Below are 21,011 nucleotides of genomic sequence, written 5' to 3' on the forward strand. Positions count from 1 at the left end.
CCCTTACACCGTGGTCTCTTGTTGGCAACAACAGGAGACACGACATGCTGAGGTGGCCGCACTTGTACCCCGAACCTCGCAAGCCCGATCCCGACCAGGCCCGCCGCTCGGGCCGGGTCTCGACCGACTGCATCCGCTGCGATCTCGGCAAGGTCGTGGACCTGTCGGCCGGCGGCCTCTGCCTCCAGGGCGGTGGACCGAAGCCCGGCAAGAAGGGCGAGAAGATCACCTTCCGCCTCGACGCGGGCGTCGGCATCGTGCAGTTCACCGGCGAGATTGTTCGTATCGGTCGCCGGGGGCTCTTCGGCTGGGAGGCCGGCCTCCGCTTCGTCGACCTCAACGCAACGCAGAAGAAGGCGCTCTCCCGCATGGCGATGTCCGCCGCCGCCGGCGAGATCACCGAGTGGCAGCGGGCGAGTTGACCATCGCCGCCATCACCGCCGACGCCGACGCACGCAGCCCCTCGATCGCCCGCTCGATGTCTGCCGTCGAGACGCCGAGGTGGCAGACCGCGCGGACGCGGCCGTCGCCCTCGGCCAGCACGCCCACGCCCCGGCCGGCGAGATCGGACGCTAGTGCGTCGGCGAGCCGCTGCTGCTCCTCAAGCGAGCGATCCGGCGCCACCCGCGCATAGACGATGTTGGTGTCGACCCGGTCCGGATCGAGTGCGAGCCCATCGCAGCCGCCGATCGCGTCGGCGAGCATCCGCGCATGGGCGTGGTCGTCGGCCAGCCGCTCGAGGTGGTGATCGAGGGCGTGCATCGCGGCGGCCGCGAGGACGCCCGACTGCCGCATTGCGCCGCCCAGCATCTTGCGGAATCGGCGTGCGGCCGCGATCGTCGCCGCGTCGGATGCCAGCGCCGAGCCCACCGGTGCGCCGAGCCCCTTCGAGAAGCAGACGCTCACCGAATCAACGGCCCGGGTGAGGCGTGCGAGCGGCTTGCCCTTCGCCACGCTCGCGTTCCAGAGACGTGCGCCGTCCATGTGCAGCCGCAGCCCGTGGGCCTTCGCGGCGTCGGCGATCGCATCGAGGTCATCGAGAGGCCAGGCGGCGCCGCCCGCCTTGTTGTGCGTGTTCTCGATGCACACGAGCCGCGACGGCGGGCAGTGCGCATCGTCGAAGCGGATGGCGCGGCGGAGCGTCTCGGGCGAGATGACGCCGCCCTCGCCCGGCACGAGGCGAATCGAGCAGCCGGCGACGGCCGCGTAGCCACCGGTCTCCCAGTGGTAGATGTGGGCGCCCTCGTGGGCGATGATCTCGTCGCCGGGCTGGGTGTGGCACCGGATGGCCAGCAGGTTGGCCATCGTGCCACTGGGCACGAAGAGTGTCGCCTCCGTGCCGAGCATCTCCGCGACCCGCGTCTCCAGGGCCCGCACCGTCGGGTCGCCCTCCTGCACGTCGTCGCCCACGGGCGCGTCGGCCATGGCCGCTCGCATCTCGGGCGTGGGCTTGGTGACCGTGTCGCTCCGGAGGTCGATGCCGGGTTCGTCGTGCGCGTGGCTCATGGCTGGCAGTCTACGGAACGGTGCGGCTGGGCGGCGCCGGCTCGATGGGCTCGGAGCGGATGCGATCCTGGATGGCCGGATCCCGCGCGAGCACGAAGAACGAGGCCGTGCCGGCGGCGGCGATGAGCAGGCACAGCCCGTAGGTCCACGCGCCGGCGCTGCCCGCAAAGCCCACGCCGCTGGCCATCGTGTAGATCGTGACGCCGATCATCGGCGCGAGCGCCCCGCGGACGCCGGTGAGGGTGACGTGGACGCCCATGTACTGGCTCTCGCGGCCCGCGGGCGCGAAGTCGAGGTGGCCCAGGTTCCAGGCGAGCACGCCGCCGCCGAAGGCCACGCCCTTCGCGATCGCCCCCAGGAACAGCAGCCACGGCGCATCGAGCAGGATGCCCACCAGGATCAGGCCCAGGCTTACCAGGAAGGCCCAGCTGTGGATCGTCCGAAAGCGGACGATGTGGGTGTGGTCGAGCAGTCTGGCCCAGAAGGGGATGGCCAGCGGCATGACCGCCATCGGGATGGATGCCGTGATCAGCAGGCTGCCGAGGTAGCCCAGCCCGAAGTCCTCGCGCAGGATGAGCACCAGCGGCGCCATCGACATCATGTTGCCCGTGCCCAGCAGGAACTGGGCGGCCATGAAGCGACCGAACGGCCGATCCTCCCGCAGCGTGCGAACGATCGACCACGGATTGAGAGACGCGGCGCGGGCGGCCTCCCCCGTGCGTTCGCCGCGGAGCAGCGTCGCCTCGCCCCGCATCCGCACGCGCGAGTACTGCCAGACGCCCACGCCCGCCAGCACAACCCCCACGGGCAGCAGCACGCGGAAGGCGATCTCGTTGGCGTCCATCGCCTGGCCCAGCCCGAGGCTGAGCAGCGCGATCATGAGCACCTGGATGGTCGCGAACTTGCCGGTGATCCGCGCCCGCAGGTCCCTGGGGTAGTTGTACCGCCACACCGTCGAGCGGATGGTGATCAGCCCAGACCAGCACATCCGGGCGGCCACGACCGCGAGCGTTGTGACGACCAGGCCGGGCCCGTTGGTCGGCGCCAGCGCAATCGCCAGCACCAGCGCGAGCACCCCGATCTGCAGCCCGTTGATGAACGGGATCTTGCGGACGCCGTGGCTGGCCCGCACCCAGGCGAAGCTGAAGATGTTGGCCATCGCGGGCGCCGCCGCCAGCACGCCCACCGCCAGGTTGAGCAGCAGCGGATTGACCCGCCCCTCGAAGGACAGGCGGACCAGCACGCTGACGATCGAGCCCTCGGTCGCGGCCAGCGCGAAGGGGATGAAGAACGCCGACGCGGCCTCCCGCCGGTAGTTCGCCCGGGCCATCAGCGGCAGCGACGACGGCAGGAAGCTCCGCCCCGCGCGGCGCACCATCGCCGGCAGGCCCGAGGCGGGCGTCGGTGGATCCAGGGTTGCGGCCGGGGGCGTCACGAGACATCATGGCGGGCTTGGGCCACGAGGCAAGGCTCCCGCAGGGTCGGCGGGGATCCCGCCTGCGGGCCATGGGCCGCAACGCTCGCCATCTATACTTAAGCGACGCACATCCGGCCTCTGGGCCGCTTGCGAGGGGGCCCCCGCCGAGCATGGACCGCCAGATCCGAAACTTCTCCATCATCGCCCACATCGACCACGGCAAGAGCACCCTGGCCGACCGGCTGCTGCAGGCCACCCGCGCGGTTAGCGACCGCGAGGCCAAGGCCCAGCAGCTCGACTCGATGGACCTCGAGCGCGAGCGGGGCATCACCATCAAGGCGTCGGCGGTCACCGTGCAGCACGACCGGGCCGGTACGCCCTTCATGCTCAACTTCATCGATACGCCGGGCCACGTCGACTTCGGCTACGAGGTCAGCCGCGCCCTCAAGGCCTGCGAGGGCGCCATCCTCGTCGTCGATGCGAGCCAGGGCGTCGAGGCCCAGACCATCGTCAACGCCTACCTCGCCGTCGCCCAGGACCTCGAGATCATCCCCGTCCTCAACAAGATCGACCTGCCCGGCGCACGGCCCGACGAGGTCGCCATGGAGGTCGAGCAGGCCCTGGGGCTGCCGGCCGAGGACTGCCTCCGCGTGAGCGCCAAGTCGGGCGTGGGCATCCCCGAGCTGCTCGATGCGATCTGCGAGCGGCTGCCCGCGCCGCGGGACCCGGTCGTCGAAGAGACGCGCGCCCTCATCTTCGATGCCGTCTACGACGACTACCGCGGCGTCATCGTCTACGTCCGCGTCTTCGACGGCACCCTCCGCGTCGGCGACAAGATCCGCATGATGGGCCTCGGCCGGACCTTCCAGGTCACCGAGCTCGGCAAGTACACCCCCAAGCCCACCAAGACCAAGGAGCTCGGCGCGGGCGAGACCGGCTACCTCATCGCCGCCATCAAGACCCTCGGCGACGTCCGCGTCGGCGACACCATCACCAGCGATCTGCACCCCGCCGCCGAAGCGCTCGAGGGCTACGAGCCGCCCCGCCAGATGGTCTTCTGCGACTTCTACCCCGCCACCAGCGAGAAGAAGGGCAACGACTTCGAGAACCTCCGCGATGCCGTCGAGCGGCTCAGCCTCAACGACGCCAGCTTCACCTTCCAGCCCGTGCACTCCGAGGCGCTGGGCTTCGGCTACCGCTGCGGCTTCCTGGGCCTGCTGCACATGGACATCATCCAGGAGCGGCTCGAGCGCGAGGGCGGCGTCGAGGTCGTCCAGACCGCGCCCACCGTGTCCTACCTCGTCGACATCCGCACGAAGGGCTCCGGCGAAGGAGGCGGGCGCGAGACCGTCGAGGTGCACAACCCCGCCGACCTGCCCGACCCCTCGATGATCCTCGACATCCGCGAGCCCATATGCAAGGTCGACATCATGACGCCGAAGGAGTACATCGGCGACATCATGACCCTGTGCCTGGGCCGCCGCGGCGTCTACAAGAACCAGCAGTTCATCAGCGACACCCGCGAGCTCTTGACCTTCGAGGTGCCCCTCGCCGAGATCATCTACGACTTCTACGACAAGCTCAAGAGCATGACCAGCGGCTACGCCACCATGGACTACGAGGTCCAGGAGTACCGCGCCGACAAGCTCGTCAAGGTCGACATCCTCATCAACGGCGAGCCCGTGCAGGCCCTCGCGCTCATCGCCCACAAGGAGCGGAGCGAGCAGCGTGGCCGCCAGCTGCTCCTCAAGCTCCGCAAGCAGATCCCCCGCCACCAGTTCGAGATCCCGCTGCAGGCCACCATCGGCGGCAAGATCATCGCCCGCGAGACCATCAAGGGCTTCCGCAAGGACGTCACCGCCAAGTGCTACGGCGGCGACGTCACCCGCAAGCGCAAGCTGCTCGAGGCCCAGAAGAAGGGCAAGGAACGCATGAAGAGCGTCGGCAGCGTCAGCATCCCCCAAGAGGCGTTCATGGCGGTGCTGGATACGGGGGAGGAGTAGCGAACACTTCTACTTGTCGCCATCTGTACAACTAAGGCTGTAGCGCGAAGAACCGCACCGATTGCTCCACCCCATTGATCTTCTGCCGCAATTCAAGCTGCCCAGTGTGGTGCAGGTACAGCGACGCAGTATTTCCATTTGGTCCGATCGCAGACAGTATTGCTACATCCTTACCCGCAAGATGCACTCCTCCACTGCCAGCATCCAGGTAGTTCTTTGCCGGGTTGGATGCATGTCGAATACGGCTCTGGAAGAACTGCCAATGCGACGATTCTGCATCCATTGGATAATAAGTCTTCGATACACCATCGTCCTCGATAACGACTGCACTCTGCGGGACGATATCTGGAAGGATGTCTACAGGATACTCCGCCAGCTCAGGAACAAAGTTCCTAATGCGCTCCACCATCGGATCCGCTTGTTCGATGCGAGCCAGTGTCTGATCCAGCTCCGCATATGATGCCAACAACGTCTCCATTTCTTCCAAGCTGGTTCTCAATTCTGCGGCCCGCTCTCCTAGCGCCTCATTATCTTTCTCTAAGACAATTATCTGCGCCTCAAGATCAACAACTTTCTGCATTGCCTTTGTAATTTGTGGCTGTAGCGTCGTATACGACACGAAGGCAAAGAAACCAGTCGCAGCCACACCCGCAAGAAACACAAGAATTGTCCATGTCACTTTTGGTTTCTTGTCATCATCTGCCATCTCAGGCTCCTTCATTGCCCGAGCACCACCTAATGTGCACGGACCAGTTGCCGCTGTTCTAACCTACGCCATCTAGCTTCATCGATCAATGCCCTACCTCCTCGAAACCACCCTCTACACCCCCAACCCCGCCACCTGCGCGCGGTGGTATGCCGATGTCGTCGGCCTGCGGATCCTCCGTGAGCCCGACGAGCGCTCGGCCGCCCTCCGCATTGGGGCCGACCCGCAGGGACTAGGACGAACCTCGGTGCTGCTGCTGTTCAATCCCGAGTGGTCGCGCCGCACCGGCCGCGGCGTGCCGGCGCACGGGGCAGCGGGCGCGGGCCACGTCGCGTTCCTGGTCGACGACCTCGACGCGTGGCCCGATCGGCTGCGAGCCGCCGGCGTCGAGATCGAGCAGGAGATTACCTGGAGTAAGGCCGACGGCTTCCGGCCGGGCCGATCGATCTACGTCCGCGATCCCGCGGGCAACTCGGTCGAGTTCATCGACGCCGACATCTGGCCCGCCTAGCGCAGTACCCTGTGGTGGCGCGAACGACGCCGTCGTTCGTTCCCCCGGAGCACCACCGTCCACGAAAACCAGATGGGAGACCCCGCCATGCCGAGCCAGCGCGTCCGCACGTCGAGCCTGATCCTGTGCGTCGCCGCCCTGGCGGCCGCGAGCGGCTGCCAGTCGGACGCCCAGACCGGGGCGCTGGTCGGCGCCGGCATCGGCGCGCTCGCCGGCCAGGCCATCGGCGGGGACACCGAGTCCACGCTCATCGGGACGGCCGTGGGCTCGGGCGTCGGCTACGTCATCGGCAACGAGCGCGACAAGGCCCGGGCCCGGTCGCTGAGCGACGCGCAGCCCGCCGCCGCCGCGCCGACGCACTCGGACGTCGGCCCGCTCGCGGGCACCCGCTGGGAACTGGTCAGCCTCAACCCCAGCGACATCGCCGGCGAGTTCACGTCGAAGATCGTCGAATTTCGCGGCACCGGCCGGGTGATCACGACGACGACCTGGCCCGATGGACGGGTCGAAGTCGCCGACGAGACCTACCGGGTCGTGGGCGACACGCTGATCGTGAACCAGCCCGGGTACATCATCAACGCCCGCTACGACGTCTCGGGGAGCGACCTCACGATAAGCGCGCAGGAATTCAGCGCCGTGCTTCGTCGCCTGTAGCGCCCGCCCGGTGCGCATGCCCCCGCCCGGCGATCCGTCGGTGTCGGCATCGGGCCCCGATGACAACGGGCCGCTCCCGCGGCCCGCGTCGTTGCACTGGCGTCGAGGAACCGTCGCCGATCAGGCGCCAGGCATCGCGTAGTAGTAGTTGCTCTCGACGATCTTGCCGTCCTGCACCTTGTACTTGGCCATCTCCTTCATGTCCATCCGCTGGCCGGCCATGGGTCCCTGGCTGAAGGTGCAGTCCATGGACATGTAGACGATGAACTCGTCGCCCAGCGGGTAGGGGTCGCTCATCTCGGCCCCGTGGACCTCTAGGCAGCTGAAGAATGCATCGCACCCGTTGAGGAGATCGGCCTTGCTCTGCGGGCCGTTGGGCCTGGCGTGCGGCGGCCGCATCTCCTCGGGCATCTGCATGGGGTCCATGGCCTCGTTGACGACGACGGTGTCGGCGTAGAGGTCCTCGATCGCCTGGCGGTGCTTGCCCTCCTTGCACAGCTCGACGAGCTTGCGACCAACTTCCATCGTGTTCATACTCTTTCTCCGTGTCGTGCGGGCACGACCGTTGGGCCGGCGTGCGGGGGCCGGCCGCTGGGGAGGCGGGGGCCGGCGACGATCGCGCGGCGACCCCATGTTAGCCATTCGTCCGGAACAGCGTCAACCCTAAGAACAGCAGGGCGAACCCGGTCCAGAACGCGATGCCCGCCCAGCTCCAGGCTCGCATCCCGCGGCCCGGGCGGTGCTCGGCGGCGACCTCCCGCGACACCATCGCCCGGTGGTTGAAGAACACCAGCAGCGGCGTGCCCAGGAAGCTGAGCGTCGTGGCGAGGTCCACCAGAGCGAGCAGGCTGGTCGGGAAGCGAGAGATGATCACCAGCGCCCCGGCGACGAGCACGCCGACGAAGGTCCAGTAGCCCACGCCCATCCCAGACTCGCGATCGCAATCACCGTCGCGTGCGACGCGGACGAAGGCCGCCATCGTCCGGGGGATGGCGTCGAGCACGGTGATCGTCGTGCTGTACATCACCGCGATCGCGCACGTCGCGACGAGCGGCTTGGCCCACGGCCCCAGCGTCTCGGCGTACATGCGGATGAGTTGGTTGGCGAAGCCGCCCGCGGTCTCCGCCGGCTGCTCGCCCGAGCCGTAGAACACCGACGCCCCGAGCACGACGAAGGCGATCGCCAGCACGATGCACAGGCCGTAGCCGACCAGGAAATCCAGCGAGCACTCGCGGCGGGTGGCGTCGTGGCCGGTCTGGCGCTTGCGCGCGAGCGTCCACAGGCTGTGCCACACGGTGATGTCCAGCGGCGCCGGCATCCAGCCGACCAGCCTGACGGCGAAGGCCAGCAGCGCCAGGTCGTAGGTCGTCGGCAGCAGCGGCGTTGCGCCCAGATCCAGCGAGGGCAGGGCGATGCCGGCCGCCACCACCGTGCCGATCGCCAGCACGAGCATCAGCGCCTTGACGACGCGATCGAGCCAGCGGAAGCCGCCCAGCGCGAGTACGCCCACGCAGGTGCCCAGAACCATCGCCGATACCCATGCCGCGTGCGCAGATTGCCCATCGTCGAGCACGCCGATCACCCGGCCGATGGGCGTGACCACCAGCGGGCCGACGAGGGCGGCGGTCACCAGCGTGATGGCCGCTTGGATGGTGAACATCGTGCCCACCTGCACCACGCCGAAGAGCCCGAGCGTCCATCGGCCCTGCCGGCGGTACGCGTGCAGCAGCGAGCGGCCGGTGGCGGCGGCGTACCGCGGGCCGAAGAGCATGGCGGGCAGCTTCATCGCGTGTGCGAGCACGACCAGCCCGACGAGCCCGAGCCCGTAGACCGCGCCAGCCCGGGTCGACTGCACGAGGTGGCTGACACCGATGGCGGCGCCCGCGAAGAGGATGCCGGGGCCAAGGGCGGCGAGGAACCGATTGCACGTGATGGGATGTGGGTTGGGCGTCGCCTGTGTCATCGCGGCTCCCGAGTCGGCGGGAGCGTAGGGGAGGGCAATGGGGAGTGGGCAATGGTCAATGGGGCGCACGGAATGGCCGTCTCGGGGAGAGTGCACGGTTCAATGCCATTGCCCAACGCCCATGCCCTATTGCCCCGCCCCACTACTGTTGCGCATGGCGAAGAAGGCGTCCACGAGCAGCCCCGCCCGTCCCAGGCTCCTCACCGGCGGCAACCCGCAGATCCCCAAGGGCGACGGCGAGGGGCCCGTGCGGGCCTACATCGACGCCATGCCGGGCTGGAAGTGTGATGTCGGGCGGCGGCTCGACACGCTCATCGTGGAGACGGTGCCGGCGGTCCGCCAGGCCGTGCGGTGGAACTCGCCGTTCTACGGCATCGAGGATCGCGGCTGGTTCGTGTCGTTCTACTGCTTCACGGAGTACGTCAAGCTGACGTTCCTCAACGGCGCGTCGCTGGATCCACCGCCGCCGATCGAGTCGAAGCACACCGACGTGCGGTACTCCAAGATCTTCGAGACTGATGAGATCGACGAGAAGCAGCTTGCGGCGTGGTTCAGGCAGGCAAGCGAACTACCCGGAGAGGCGTTGTTCTAGCAAAGAACTACACGACGAAGAAGCCGACCAGGAACACCAGGGCAATAACGACCACGATGATCACCAGCCGGGTCGAGAGCGACAATTCCAGCGGCTTGGGCTTCGAGAATTCCCACTCGCTCTTCCGCGCCATGCTCAATCCTCGGGCACGTCGCTGCTCGTCACGATTCCGCGGAACGCCATCCGCAGGCTGTTGGTGACCGGACCCTCGCCGTCGGAGATGGCGTGGCTCGCCGTCACGCCGCCGCTGCCGTCGTGCTCGAGCACCTCGCGGATGCCGATGATCTCGGCGGCCGACCCGGTCATGAACAGCTCATCGGCGGCGTAGATGTCGTCCATCGAGAGGTGCGCAATCTCTACCGACAGGCCGCACTGCGGCGCGAGGCGATCGATCACGAAGCGACGGGTGATGCCTTCGAGCAGGCCGTCCTCCACCGGTGGCGTGCGGATCGCGCCGTCCTTGACCACGAAGATGTTGTCGCCCGAGCCCTCGGCCACGTTGCCGTCGGTGTTGGTCATGATGACCTCGAGCAGCTTGTCCTCCTCGGCGGTGATGCCGAGGGACTGCGTGAGGTGGATGGCCTCGCACTTGGCCATGATGTTGTTGAGGTAGTTGAGGCTCTTGATCCTGGGATCGAGGCACTCCACGGGGATGCGGGGGCGGTGGGCCTTGACGACGCGCATGCCCGCCTCGTACATCGCCTCGGGGTAGAGGCGGATCTGGTCGGCGATGCAGATGATGCCGGCACGGGGGCAGTGGTACGGATTGAGCCCCAGCGTGCCCTCGCCCCGCGTGACGATGAGGCGGATGTAGCCGTTGGTGATGCCGTTGGCCTCGATGCAGCGGCGCTGCACGTCGATCATCTCGTCGCGGCTGATGGGGATGTCGAGGTAGAGCTTCTCGGCGCTGGCCCACAGGCGATCCATGTGCTGGCCCAGCATGAAGATCTTGCCGTTGTAGACGCGGATGCCCTCGAACACGCCGTCGCCGTAGAGCAGCCCGTGATCGAAGACGTTCACGCTGGCCTCGCTCTTGGGCACGATCTGGCCGTTAACGTAGACCATCGGGCCGTCGTCGCCGGCGGCACGGACCTGGGGGCTGGCGGCCTTGCTCGGTGTCGTGGCGTGGCTCATTGCTGCTCTCCGTGCCGTGCTCCGCCCGCGGGGGCGTTCGGTGGCCCACCGCTGCCGGTCCTCGTGGCGATGTGGCGGAACGCTGCGGCGCGGGCGTCGCGACCGGCGACGCCGCAAACCCCGCATCGGCGGCAGTCTAGCGGGAATGGACGCGGCGGGCGGCAGGACCGTGCAAAATGCGTACATGCCCCATTCAGCTGGACGCCGCAGAGTCCTCGACCATCCGTCGGACGCCGAGCTCCCAGCCCACGGCGCGCTCCACCGTCGGCCGCGACCACCGGAAGCCCGAGCGCTGCAGCACGCCGGGCTCGGCCCGGGTCGAGGCGAGCAGGGCCTCGTCGGCGAATTCGCGTCCCACCGCCACCCGCAGGGCGGCGGGGGGCACGCCGAGCACCGCGGGCCGGCGGAGCGCGCGGCCGACGGCCTGCGCGATGTCGTTGGCCGTCGCCGCGTGCGCCGCGCAGATGTTGACGGGCCCGTGCATGGAGTCGTCGGCCAGGCAGTGCAGCACGGCGGCGAGCGCATCGTCGAGGCCGATCCAGGGCCACCACTGCCGCCCGCCGCCGAGCGGCCCGCCGGCGAAGAGCCGCGTGGGCAGCAGCAGCTTCCGCAGCGCGCCGCCGCGGGCGGACAGCACCGCGCCAAAGCGCAGATGCACGACGCGCACGCCGGCGAGCTCGGCCGGCCTCGCGGCCCGCTCCCAGTCTCGGACGAGCGCCGCCAGGAATCCGTCGCCGGGCGGCGCGGCCTCGTCGAACGGCTCGTCGCCGCCCTCGCCGTACACGTGCGCACCCGAGGCGTTGAGCAGCACGGGCCTCGACGCGACGGGCAGCCCCGCGATCGTGCGCGCAAGGAGCCCGGTAGGCTTCAAGCGGCTCTCGGTGAGTTCGTTCTTGCGGGCGAGCGTCCAGCGGCCGTCGGCGATGCTCGCTCCGCACAGGTTGACCACCGCGTCGACGCCATCGAGCGCCGAGGCGGCCAGCGTCATCGCGGCCGGGTTCCAGTGGCGTTGCTCCAGGCCATCAATTGGCTCTCGCTCTGGCGGCCGGCGGACCAGGCGGATCACGCGGTGCCCGCCCGTCGACAGGAAGGCCGCCAGCGCGACGCCGATGTCGCCGCTGGACCCCGCGATTGCGACGGTCATCGGCGCGGGGCCCGCGGCGTGCCGCTCCAGATCCATCCGCGTGCGTTCGTGGCGGAACCAGAACATGCGGTCGAGCATGGCGCGGATGCTCCGCCCAGCAGCGAGCCCTCCCAGCGGACCGCCCCGCAGGTCGTAGTCGACCGAGTCCCGGAGCGTGGAACCACCATCGTCGGCGGGCAGGAACTCGTGGGTGTGCTCCCAGCATGCGAAGGGCCCGCGGAGCTGGCGATCGCAGAAACGGCGGCCCTCTTCGTGACCGAAGTGCTCGGCGATCCACGGCAGCGCGACCGGGCCGACGCGGGTCTCGAACTCGACGCGGGCACCGTTGCCGATGAACGGCGAATCCCGCCCCGGCGTGCGGCGGGCGACGCGGACGCTCTGCCAGGGCGGCACGAGCCGTTCGATGGCCCCGGGCCGCGCGTGCCAGTCGTAGAGCTCCCGCACGGAGCAGGGCATCGGGCTGGCCTTCCGTAGCGTGGGCATGCCGGCGGATGATCGCACGGCCGTGGCGCGGGGGCGAGCGCACGCTCGACATTTTTGTTGGCGGCGGCAGTAGAGTTGGGCATGCCGGACGACACGCCCATCGCGACGCGGACCATCGAGGGATTCCTGGGGTCGCTGGCGCACAGGTCCCCCGCGCCGGGTGGTGGCGCGACCGCCGCGGTCGCGGGCGCCCTCGCGGCGGCGCAGGCGTCGATGGTCGTCGCGTACTCGCGCGGCAAGAAGTCGCTCGCCGATCACGCCGCGGCGCACGCCGAGATCGAGGCGATCCTCGAACGCGCCCGCGCGGACCTGATGGACCTCGCCGACGCGGACGCCATCGCCTACGCCGAGATGAACCGACTCCAGCGGCTGCCCGACGGAGACCCCGAGCGCAACCGGCTGCCCGAGGCCGCCCGCGCGTGCGTGGACGTGCCGGTGCGAGTGCAGGAGGCGTGCGCCGCGATGCTGGACGCCGGCGGGCGGCTCGCCCCGATCGCGAACCGATGGTTGCTGAGCGATCTGGCCATCGCCGCGATGCTGGCCGAGGCGACCGTCCGCTGCTCGGACCGCAACATCCGCGTCAATGCGGGCGACCTGGGCGACGCGGGACCCGCGGCCGTCGATCAGAGCGGCCGCCGATGCGACGACGCCGCCCGCGCCATGCGGAGCATCCTGAGCGCCATCGACGAGGCCACCGGCTGACGGGGCCGCCCCATCAGCAAGAACCGAAACAGGGGATCCACCCTCCTCGTATCCACGGGTACCGCCGCCGCGAACCCGGCTTCGTCGGTTCGTAGGCAGACCTAGGGGAGGATTGCCGACATGCCGCCTTCGATTTCTCGGACCGCCCTCGCTGGCGGCTGCTTCTTTGCCGTTGCACCGATCGCGCTCGCACAGGCCCTCATGCACGAGCCGGGACCGCGGCCCGACGACGGCCCGATCACCTTCCAGGGCCAGACCTACGACTCGTGGGCCGAGGTCGCCTTCTCGGGCTATTTCAACCACGACCATACCCGCTGCGGCTTCGTGGACGAGCGCGACGAGCTCGGCATGGCCGGCGTGGGCGGCGGCTCCTTCGACAGCCGCAACGACTGCACGCTCTCCAGCACTACGCCGCGGCCGCGATACGAGCCATCCGAGGGCCTGTACCGCGTCCCCGTCGTGGTGCACATCATCCGCCGCAGCGATGGCCGTGGCGACATGTCCGATGCACGCGTGCGTTCGCAGATCGACATCCTCAACGAGGACTTCCGGGCGATCCCCGGATCGCTGGGGGGTGACGGCGCCGACGTGGGCATCGAGTTCTACCTCGCGACCGAGGACCCCGACGGCATGCCCACAACCGGCATCACCCGCACGACCAACAACACGTGGTTCCGCGACCAGGGCGACTACTGGACGCCCCTGCACTGGGACACCAACCGCTACCTCAACATCTACACCAACGAGGCCAGCGGCGCCCTCGGCTACGTGCCCGGGCTTCCACAGGGCGGCATCGTCGGCCGCACCAACGATCGCGTGGTCGTGCTCTACTCCAGCTTCGGCCGCGATGCCCCGCTCTTCCCATTCGACCAGGGCCGCACCGCGACGCACGAGGTTGGCCACTGGCTGGGCCTGTACCACACGTTTAGCGGCGGCTGCGGCTCGGCGACGTCCTGCAACACCACGGGCGATCTGATCTGCGATACCAACGGCCAGAACAGCCCGACCTTCGGCTGCCCGTCCGCGAGCTCGAGCTGCGGGCTGCCCGCGCCCTTTGACAACTACATGGACTACAGCGACGACCGCTGCATGGAGCGTTTCACGCCCGAACAGGCCAACCGCATGCGGTGCACGCTGGAGAACTGGCGGCCCGACGCGTACGCCCCGGCCAGCGCCGGATGCTCGCCCGCCGATCTCGCCGAACCCTTCGGCACCCTGGATTTCGTGGACTTCCTGGAGTTCCAGAATCTGTTCGCCGTGGGTGATCCCGCCGCCGACATCACCGGCGACGGCGTGCTGAACATCTTCGACTTCCTCGAGTTCCAGAACATCTTCACGGCCGGCTGCTAGAGCGGACGACCGCGACGGACACGAGGAAGGCCGCAGCACCCGAGCGGGCTATCCCCGACGGCCTAGGCACAAGCCACATCCCGGATGGCGCGTATACCCGCGTTGCGCGATCGGCGTGCAACGCGGGCTTCTGCTTCGTCGATAGCGTGAGCGCGGCCCGGAAGACCAAGCGTCCCGGGCAAACCGAAAGGAGGCCGACATGGCCACCCAGCAGACGCCCGACCAGCACACTACCACCTGGCCCGAGCTGGCCATCGGCCTGTACGACCGCCTGACGGGTCGCAACGCCGAGATCACCTACGAGTTCGACAACGCACGCATCCACGTGCCTAGCGGCACCGGCCCGCAGGCCCAGCACGCCGAATGGAAGGTCGACGGCACCATCCGCATCCGCACGCGGGACGCATCGAGTTCCGCCCCAAACTAATCGTGGCCGGCCGCCTCGAGGGCGCGGTGTCGTGGGCCGGTGAGAGGCCCATGCCCATGTCGATCGACGCGGACGGCCGGGGCCTGCTCGTTCGCTTCTCGTCCATCCTCGCGCCGGCCCGGATGCTCCTCCGCACGCGGTCGTCGCTCCGCGGAATCCGGGGGCTTCGGGTCGAGGCGCCTCCGATCCGCGTCAAGCTGGGGCCGCTGCCGGCGATCCGCATGGCGTAGGCCGACGCGGGATCCGGCCGATCATGGCACTAGACCGCCGGCACATCGCTAGAGCGGTCTCCGCACACGCATCATGATGCTCGATCCAGCACAACCGGACGCGGCGCGGAAGGGTGGTTCCAGGCCACTCCGCGTGTTCCTGACCGGCGCGACGGGGTACATCGGCGGCCGGCTCGCCCCCCGGCTGCTCGATGCTGGGCACTCGGTGCGGTGCCTCGTCCGCGAGCCGCGGAAGCTCGCGATGCGGCACTGGTTCGACCATCCGCGGGTCGAGATCGTGCAGGGCGACGTGCTCGACGCCGAGGCCCTGGCCGGGCGCATGGCTGGCTGCGACGTTGGCTACTACCTGATCCACTCGATGGAGGCCAGCGGCGGCGAGTTTGCCGATCGCGATCGCAGCCTCGCCAGCAGCTTCGCCGAGGCGGCGGCGCGGGCAGGGCTCTCGCGCGTCATCTACCTCGGCGGGCTGGGCGAGATGGGCCCGGACCTCAGCGAGCACCTCCGCTCCCGCCGCGAGGTCGAGCAGATCCTCGAGGCGGGAACCGTGCCCGTCACGGCCTTCCGGGCGGCCATGATCATGGGCTCGGGGTCGGCGTCCTTCGAAATACTGCGGTACCTGGTCGAGCGGCTGCCGGTGATGGTGACGCCCAAGTGGGTCGAGACCAAGAGCCAGCCGGTCGGTATCGCCGACATCCTGCACTGGATGGTGCGCTGCCTGCATGAGCCCGGCACCATCGGCCAGACCCTCGAGCTCGGCGGCGCCGACGTGCTGACCTATCGCCAGCTCATGCAAGAGATGGCCGACGCGCTGGGGCTCGGCCGGCGGATCATGCTCACCGTGCCCGTGCTAACACCGAAGCTCAGCTCGCTGTGGATCGGGCTGGTGACGCCGGTGAGCGATCGGATCGCCCGCCCGCTCGCCGAGGGTCTCAAGAACCCCGTCGTGGTGGGCGAGCACGACGTGCAACGCCTGATGCCGCACGAGCCGATGACCGCGCGGCAGGCCATCGATCGCGCGGTGGAGCGAACCACGAACGCAATCATCGAGACCCGCTGGTCGGCCGCCGGCGCGATCCCGGGCGACCCGGACTGGGCCGGCGGCCGCGTGTTCACGGATAGCCGCAACATCACGATCCGCGCGGAACCCGATGCCGTCTTCGCCGCCGTGTGCCGCGTGGGCGGCGGGCACGGCTGGTACGCCGCCGACATCCTGTGGCGGATCCGAGGCTGGATGGATCAGGCCATGGGCGGCCCGGGGCTGAGGCGGGGCCGCCGCCATCCCGACGAGGTGGAGTTCGGCGAGGCGCTCGACTTCTGGCGGGTCATCGGCATCAACCGGCCGACGCACCTGCACCTGCTCGCCGAGATGAAGCTGCCCGGGCAGGCCGCGCTGGAGTTCGACATCACGCCCGCCGAGGAGCCGGGCGTCTGCACGCTCGCCATGACCGCCCGATTTCGGCCAAAGGGCCTGCTTGGGCTGGCGTATTGGTACTCGGTGCTGCCGCTGCACAACATCGTCTTCAATGGCATGCTGCGCGGGATGCGGAGCGCCGCCGAATCGGACGCGCCCCCCGCCGCCGGGCAGCACGCCTAGGGCCGTCGCCCTGCTTCACGTGCCTAGACGTGCTGGTCGACGAGGATCGGGTTGCCGTCGGGATCCAGGAGCACGAAGCTGGCCGGGCCGGTGGTCGTTTCGTCTGCCTCCGAGTGGAACTCGAGGCCGCTGGCCCGCAGCCGCCGCTGGATCTCGCGAACGTCCGGGAATTCGCTCGGGTGCTCGCCCACGCCCGACCAGCCGGGGTTGAACGTCAGGATGTTCTGCTCGAACATGCCCTCGAAGAGCCCGATCGTCGCCTCGCCGTTGCGCAGGATGAGGTAGTTGCTCTCGACGGCCCCGCCGACGACGTCGAAGCCCAGGGCCTCGTAGAAGGCCCTCGAGGCCGACAGGTCCTTGACGGCCAGGCTGATCGAGAACGCGCCCAGGTTCATTTCGACCTCCGCCCGGCGTCCCGCCTCGCCATGAGGAGGCTATGCCGAATCGGGCGGGGGTTTCCGGCCGATCGCACGCACCCGGCCACCCGGCATCTCGTACACTTGTGTCATGCGGGGCGTCCTCACCGATCCCAAAGCCAGGCTTGCCGTCGTCCGCGAGATCCTCGAAGGGGTCAGCAAGGCCGAGAAGCCCAACGAGATCCAGTTCGCCTTCCGCAAGATGTGGAAGCTGCGACCGGTAGATCTGTACGTGTCGGCGTCGCAGCGGGGGCTGCGCACGGGCGAGTACAAGATCACCCGAAAGATCGTCGCCGACGAAGCCATCCGAGACGAGACCGTGTACGAGCGGCAAAACCCCTGGCGGGACTGGGACACGCTGCCCGTGCAAACCGAGGGGGTGCTCGCGCCGCTCATCGCCAGCGCCGAGCCCCAGATCGTCGATCTTTCGAACCAGGACCTGAGCAACGATCCGGCGCTGGGCGACCTCGCGTGCGGCATGCAGGCGGTGATGGCGACGCCGATCTTCGATCGGGGCCGGCCGCTCAACTGGGCCTTCCAGTTCAGCCGAGAGGCCGACCGCTTCGATGAGATGGCCCTCGAGCTGCACATGATGATCGCCAACCTCGCGGGCACCGCGACGCGGAACCTCGTGGCGGTGCATAAGGCCGAGGAGATGACCCGGCAGGTGCGGACGCAGTTCGAGGAGGTCGCCCGCGTGCAGCAGTCGCTGCTGCCCAAGAGGCTGCCACAGATCCCCGGGCTGTCGATCGCCACCAGCTACCTGACCAGCGACGCCGCGGGGGGCGACTACTACGACTTCTTTCCCTTCGAGGACGGCCGCTGGGGCATCCTGATTGCCGACGTCGCCGGGCACGGCGCCGCGGCCGCGACGGTCATGGCCATGCTGCACGCCATCCTGCACGCCTACGAGGGCAGCGGCATGCACCCCCACCTCGTGCTCGAACACGCCAACACGCGGCTCGTGGCGGCCGGGCTCGAGGGCGCCTTCACCACCGCCTTCCTGGCGATCTTCGATCCCGCGACGGGCGAGCTGCAATTCAGCCGCGCCGGGCACAACCCCCCGCGGTGGAAGCGGGGCGCGACGGGCGACGTCGAGCCCATCGACGAGGCCGCCACGCTGCCGCTGGGCGTCTTCGAGCCGCTGGGCGCCACCTCGGCGTCCATCCGCCTCGAGCCGGGCGACACCGTGGTGCTCTATACCGACGGCATCACCGAGGCCTTCGACGTCAGCCGCGAGATGTTCGGCGTCAAGCGGCTGGACACCGCGTTGACGGGGTGTTCGGGCCAGCCCGGCTGCGTCGTCGATTCGGTGCACGGCGCCCTCTTCGAGCACACCAAGCGGCGCACCCGCGACGACGACCAGACGCTGGTCGCCATCCACTTCACCGGCATAGAGAACCCGCGGATGCCCACGATCAACTCGGTCGCCGGCGTCCTGGCGTGAGCCGCCCGGGGCAAGACTGGTTCGACCGCGCGCCCTTCGGGCCCAGCGTGGAGGGCGGCCGCCGACGCACCGAGGCCGGCTTGCGATTCTCGTGCACCATGTGCGGCAACTGCTGCACGGGCGCGCCGGGCGTGGTCGATCTGGACGAGGACGAAGCCGACGCCCTGGCCGACCACCTGGGCATGGACCGCAGCCGCTTCGATGCCGGCTACACCAAATTTGTTGACGGCCGTCGCTCGCTCACCGAGCGACTCACCGCGTTCGGTTACGACTGCGTCTTCCTCGACCGCACGACGATCCCGGGCAGGGCGGTGTGCGGCGTGTACGACCACCGACCCAGCCAGTGCCGCACCTGGCCGTTCTGGAAGTCCAACCTCGCCAGTGAGCGGAGTTGGGCGACCGCCGCATCCGGCTGCCCGGGCATGAACCGCGGGACCTTCGTGCCCGCCGACCGCGTCCGCATCATCCGCGACTCGAGCCCCGCGTGACCCATGCGGAGCTGGCCGGGACCTGGCTCGAGGCGGCCGGCAGGCCGGCCATCGCCGACCGCCTGGAGGGCATCTACCGGCTCGTGGCCGACCAGATCGAGGCCCGCGGGCCGGCGTGCTGGGCGTCGGGGCGATGCTGCAACTTCGAGCAGGCCGGACACCGCCTGTACGTGACCGGCCTCGAGGCCGCCTACTGCCTCGCACGGCTCGACGGCGTGCCGCCGGACTCCCCTGCAATCGACCGGGCCCGGCTCGCGGGCGGCTGCCCGTTCCAGCGGTCCAACCTGTGCGGCGTGCACGCGATCAAGCCGCTCGGCTGCCGGACGTACTTCTGCGATCGATCGGCCCAGGACTGGCAGCACGACGTCACCGAGCGTGCCCACTCCCTCGTCGCCGGCGTCCACGAGGACTTTGGCGTCCCCTACCGGTACATGGAGTGGCGGGCGATGCTCGAGCTGTTCGCTACCGCGGATGCTCGATGACGAAGGTCACCGGGCCGTCGTTCACGAGTTCCACTCGTATCTCGGCGCCGAACACGCCGGTCTCGACGGCGATATCCTCGTCCCGCAGCGTCGCGACAAACCCCTCGAACAATCCTTCGGCGGCCTCGGGCGCCATCGCCGCGTCGAACGAGGGCCGCCGCCCGCGGCCGATGTCGCAGCCAACCGTGAAGTTGGGCACCGCCAGCACCCGCGCGCCGGCCACCTCGGCGATCGACAGGTTCATCTTGCCGCCCCCGTCTTCGAAGATCCGCAGGCCCGCCAGCTTGCGGGCGCACCACTCGGCCACGGCCGCATCGTCCCCGCGCTGCACGCCAACCAGCAGCACCAACCCCTGGCCGATCTCGCCCGCAGCGCGAGCCTCAACCGGCAACTCGACGCGGCCGTGCCGCACACGCTGAACCACGATCCGCATCGGCCGCACCTCCGGGCGTACGCTGCGTGGCCGGGGGCGGAACGCAAGCATGCACCACGAAGTCATCATTGTCGGCGGCGGTCTGGCCGGGCTCGCCTGCGCCCGCGAGCTGCACGAGGCGGGCCGTCCCTCGCTGGTGCTCGAGGCCGGCGATCGCGTCGGCGGCCGGGTGCAGACCGACGCCGTCGAGACCGCGGACGGCACCTACCTCGTCGATCGCGGCTTCCAGGTGCTGCTGACCGCCTACCCCGAGACCACCCGCGTGCTCGACTACGACGCGCTCGACCTGCGGGCCTTCTACCCCGGCGCCCTGGTGCAGCTCGAGGGCTCGCGCCACCTCGTGGCCGATCCGCGACGCAAGCCGCTCGACGCCACGCGGCTGTTCACCTCGCCCATCGCCACCACCGGCGACAAGCTGCGGCTGGCCGAGATGTCGCTGCGGGTCCTCTCGGGCTCGCTCGACGGCCTGTGGGAGAAGCCCGAGAAGCCGAGCATCGACGCCCTGCGAGACGCAGGCTTCGCCGAGAGCACCATCGATCGCTTCTTCCGCCCCTTCTTCGGCGGCGTGTTCTTCGATCGGGAATTGGCGACCTCCAGCCGCATGCTCGAGTTCTGCTTCCGCATGTTCGCCACCGGCAGGACCTGCGTGCCCTCCCGCGGCATGCGCGCGATCCCCGAGCAGCTCGCCGGCATGCTGCCCGCCTCGGCCGTGCAGACGTCGAATCCGGTGCGCAGCATGGAGCGCGACGGCGAGCGCTGGCGGGTGCGGCACGAAGGCGGCGAGAGCACCGCCGACGCGCTCGTCCTCGCAACCGACGGCGATGCGGCCCGTGGCCTCGTCCCGGACCTCGGCCTCGGGCCCACAGCCTGGCGGCGCACCGTCACGCTGGCGTTCGCGTGCGATGCCCCGCCGGTCGATCGGCCCATCCTTGTGCTCGACGGCGACGGCGAGGGACCCATCAACCACCTGGCCGTGATGACCAACGTCGCCGACACCTACGCTCCGACGGGCAAGCACCTGGTCTACGCCAACACCGCGGACGAGGCCTCGGCATCGCTCGACGGCGACACGCTCCACCGGCGTGCGATCGCGCAGCTCCGGAATTGGTTCGGCGAGGCCGTGGACGGCTGGACGCTGCTCCGCATCGCGCGAGTCGACCGTGCCCTGCCCGACCAGCGGCCGCCGTGGCTCGGGCAGCCCCGCCGCGAGATCGTGCGGCCCGACAAGCTCGCGGTCTGCGGAGACTGGCTGGCCAACGCATCCATCAACGGCGCGATGGAGAGCGGGGCTCGGGCCGCGCGGGCCGTCCTCGACGTGGGGTCCTAGCG

Annotated in this window: 24 protein-coding genes; 14 read left to right on the forward strand and 10 right to left on the reverse strand. The window is 69.4% G+C overall.

The genetic code is table 11. The features are described 5' to 3' along the window. The first annotated feature begins 44 nt into the window (after nt 1–44). On the forward strand, nt 45–422 hold the full coding sequence (locus AAFX79_05790; protein ID MEO1008057.1) for a PilZ domain-containing protein: 378 nt from the start codon (nt 45–47) through the stop codon (nt 420–422). On the opposite strand, the gene AAFX79_05795 is transcribed toward AAFX79_05790, so the two are convergent. Together AAFX79_05795 and AAFX79_05800 are read right to left on the reverse strand one after the other, a co-directional pair. Beyond that, on the reverse strand, nt 397–1,506 hold the full coding sequence (locus AAFX79_05795) for a GntG family PLP-dependent aldolase (protein MEO1008058.1): 1,110 nt from the start codon (nt 1,504–1,506) through the stop codon (nt 397–399). The two genes, AAFX79_05790 and AAFX79_05795, sit on opposite strands and share 26 nt — an antisense overlap. A gap of 10 nt (nt 1,507–1,516) precedes the next feature. Beyond that, complete coding sequence (locus AAFX79_05800) at nt 1,517–2,941, reverse strand: MFS transporter (protein MEO1008059.1); 1,425 nt, start codon at nt 2,939–2,941, stop codon at nt 1,517–1,519. Nucleotides 2,942–3,093: 152 nt separating this feature from the next. Here AAFX79_05800 and lepA point away from each other — a divergent pair, with 152 nt between their 5' ends. Then, nucleotides 3,094–4,926, forward strand: a complete 1,833-nt coding sequence (gene lepA, locus AAFX79_05805; protein ID MEO1008060.1) for a translation elongation factor 4 — start codon at nt 3,094–3,096, stop codon at nt 4,924–4,926. A gap of 31 nt (nt 4,927–4,957) precedes the next feature. Here the strand turns inward: lepA and AAFX79_05810 are convergent, their stop codons facing one another. Continuing rightward, entirely contained in the window at nt 4,958–5,632 is a 675-nt protein-coding gene (locus AAFX79_05810) for a hypothetical protein (GenBank protein ID MEO1008061.1), read from the reverse strand. A gap of 88 nt (nt 5,633–5,720) precedes the next feature. Here AAFX79_05810 and AAFX79_05815 point away from each other — a divergent pair, with 88 nt between their 5' ends. Together AAFX79_05815 and AAFX79_05820 are read left to right on the forward strand one after the other, a co-directional pair. Next, complete coding sequence (locus AAFX79_05815) at nt 5,721–6,143, forward strand: VOC family protein (GenBank protein MEO1008062.1); 423 nt, start codon at nt 5,721–5,723, stop codon at nt 6,141–6,143. Between the two features lie 87 nt (nt 6,144–6,230). Beyond that, a complete protein-coding gene (locus AAFX79_05820) occupies nt 6,231–6,797 on the forward strand; it encodes a YMGG-like glycine zipper-containing protein (GenBank protein ID MEO1008063.1) in 567 nt (188 codons plus the stop codon). Nucleotides 6,798–6,917: 120 nt separating this feature from the next. On the opposite strand, the gene AAFX79_05825 is transcribed toward AAFX79_05820, so the two are convergent. Further along, nucleotides 6,918–7,331, reverse strand: coding sequence for a SnoaL-like domain-containing protein (locus tag AAFX79_05825; protein MEO1008064.1), 414 nt, complete (start codon nt 7,329–7,331; stop codon nt 6,918–6,920). A gap of 100 nt (nt 7,332–7,431) precedes the next feature. Further along, nucleotides 7,432–8,760 (reverse strand): divalent metal cation transporter, encoded by a 1,329-nt coding sequence (locus tag AAFX79_05830; protein MEO1008065.1) that lies wholly within the window; start codon nt 8,758–8,760, stop codon nt 7,432–7,434. Nucleotides 8,761–8,914: 154 nt separating this feature from the next. Here AAFX79_05830 and AAFX79_05835 point away from each other — a divergent pair, with 154 nt between their 5' ends. Then, complete coding sequence (locus AAFX79_05835; protein ID MEO1008066.1) at nt 8,915–9,352, forward strand: DUF1801 domain-containing protein; 438 nt, start codon at nt 8,915–8,917, stop codon at nt 9,350–9,352. 7 nt (nt 9,353–9,359) lie between these two features. On the opposite strand, the gene AAFX79_05840 is transcribed toward AAFX79_05835, so the two are convergent. The 3 genes from AAFX79_05840 to AAFX79_05850 all read right to left on the reverse strand — a co-directional run bounded on the left by AAFX79_05840 (nt 9,360) and on the right by AAFX79_05850 (nt 12,113). Then, entirely contained in the window at nt 9,360–9,485 is a 126-nt protein-coding gene (locus AAFX79_05840; protein MEO1008067.1) for a hypothetical protein, read from the reverse strand. 2 nt (nt 9,486–9,487) lie between these two features. Beyond that, complete coding sequence (ilvE, locus tag AAFX79_05845; GenBank protein MEO1008068.1) at nt 9,488–10,486, reverse strand: branched-chain-amino-acid transaminase; 999 nt, start codon at nt 10,484–10,486, stop codon at nt 9,488–9,490. 193 nt (nt 10,487–10,679) lie between these two features. Beyond that, nucleotides 10,680–12,113, reverse strand: a complete 1,434-nt coding sequence (locus AAFX79_05850) for a TIGR01777 family oxidoreductase (protein ID MEO1008069.1) — start codon at nt 12,111–12,113, stop codon at nt 10,680–10,682. Between the two features lie 81 nt (nt 12,114–12,194). Here AAFX79_05850 and AAFX79_05855 point away from each other — a divergent pair, with 81 nt between their 5' ends. The 5 genes from AAFX79_05855 to AAFX79_05875 all read left to right on the forward strand — a co-directional run bounded on the left by AAFX79_05855 (nt 12,195) and on the right by AAFX79_05875 (nt 16,416). Further along, nucleotides 12,195–12,815 carry a cyclodeaminase/cyclohydrolase family protein gene (locus AAFX79_05855; protein ID MEO1008070.1) on the forward strand — a complete coding sequence of 207 codons (621 nt, stop codon included), beginning with the start codon at nt 12,195–12,197 and terminating at the stop codon, nt 12,813–12,815. 120 nt (nt 12,816–12,935) lie between these two features. Continuing rightward, complete coding sequence (locus AAFX79_05860) at nt 12,936–14,165, forward strand: zinc metalloprotease (protein MEO1008071.1); 1,230 nt, start codon at nt 12,936–12,938, stop codon at nt 14,163–14,165. Nucleotides 14,166–14,364: 199 nt separating this feature from the next. Then, nucleotides 14,365–14,592, forward strand: a complete 228-nt coding sequence (locus AAFX79_05865; protein ID MEO1008072.1) for a hypothetical protein — start codon at nt 14,365–14,367, stop codon at nt 14,590–14,592. A 50-nt stretch (nt 14,593–14,642) separates the two neighbouring features. Beyond that, nucleotides 14,643–14,822 (forward strand): hypothetical protein, encoded by a 180-nt coding sequence (locus AAFX79_05870; GenBank protein ID MEO1008073.1) that lies wholly within the window; start codon nt 14,643–14,645, stop codon nt 14,820–14,822. Nucleotides 14,823–14,898: 76 nt separating this feature from the next. Further along, complete coding sequence (locus tag AAFX79_05875; GenBank protein MEO1008074.1) at nt 14,899–16,416, forward strand: SDR family oxidoreductase; 1,518 nt, start codon at nt 14,899–14,901, stop codon at nt 16,414–16,416. Nucleotides 16,417–16,439: 23 nt separating this feature from the next. On the opposite strand, the gene AAFX79_05880 is transcribed toward AAFX79_05875, so the two are convergent. After that, nucleotides 16,440–16,811 (reverse strand): VOC family protein, encoded by a 372-nt coding sequence (locus tag AAFX79_05880; protein ID MEO1008075.1) that lies wholly within the window; start codon nt 16,809–16,811, stop codon nt 16,440–16,442. A gap of 112 nt (nt 16,812–16,923) precedes the next feature. Here AAFX79_05880 and AAFX79_05885 point away from each other — a divergent pair, with 112 nt between their 5' ends. From AAFX79_05885 to AAFX79_05895, 3 genes are read left to right on the forward strand one after another with little or no spacing between them, the layout of a single operon-like run. Then, nucleotides 16,924–18,279, forward strand: coding sequence for a SpoIIE family protein phosphatase (locus AAFX79_05885; GenBank protein MEO1008076.1), 1,356 nt, complete (start codon nt 16,924–16,926; stop codon nt 18,277–18,279). Continuing rightward, a complete protein-coding gene (locus tag AAFX79_05890) occupies nt 18,276–18,767 on the forward strand; it encodes a YkgJ family cysteine cluster protein (GenBank protein ID MEO1008077.1) in 492 nt (163 codons plus the stop codon). The genes AAFX79_05885 and AAFX79_05890 overlap by 4 nt, the downstream gene beginning before the upstream one ends. Continuing rightward, nucleotides 18,764–19,249 carry a hypothetical protein gene (locus AAFX79_05895; GenBank protein MEO1008078.1) on the forward strand — a complete coding sequence of 162 codons (486 nt, stop codon included), beginning with the start codon at nt 18,764–18,766 and terminating at the stop codon, nt 19,247–19,249. Before AAFX79_05890 ends, AAFX79_05895 begins: the two co-directional genes overlap by 4 nt. Here AAFX79_05895 and dtd read toward each other — a convergent pair. After that, entirely contained in the window at nt 19,230–19,682 is a 453-nt protein-coding gene (dtd, locus tag AAFX79_05900) for a D-aminoacyl-tRNA deacylase (protein MEO1008079.1), read from the reverse strand. The genes AAFX79_05895 and dtd overlap by 20 nt on opposite strands. Before the next feature lie 49 nt (nt 19,683–19,731). Here dtd and AAFX79_05905 point away from each other — a divergent pair, with 49 nt between their 5' ends. Next, nucleotides 19,732–21,009 (forward strand): NAD(P)/FAD-dependent oxidoreductase, encoded by a 1,278-nt coding sequence (locus tag AAFX79_05905; GenBank protein MEO1008080.1) that lies wholly within the window; start codon nt 19,732–19,734, stop codon nt 21,007–21,009. Nucleotides 21,010–21,011 lie beyond the last annotated feature (2 nt).

This window comes from Planctomycetota bacterium (assembly GCA_039819165.1).
Classification (GTDB): domain Bacteria; phylum Planctomycetota; class Phycisphaerae; order Phycisphaerales; family UBA1924; genus JAHCJI01.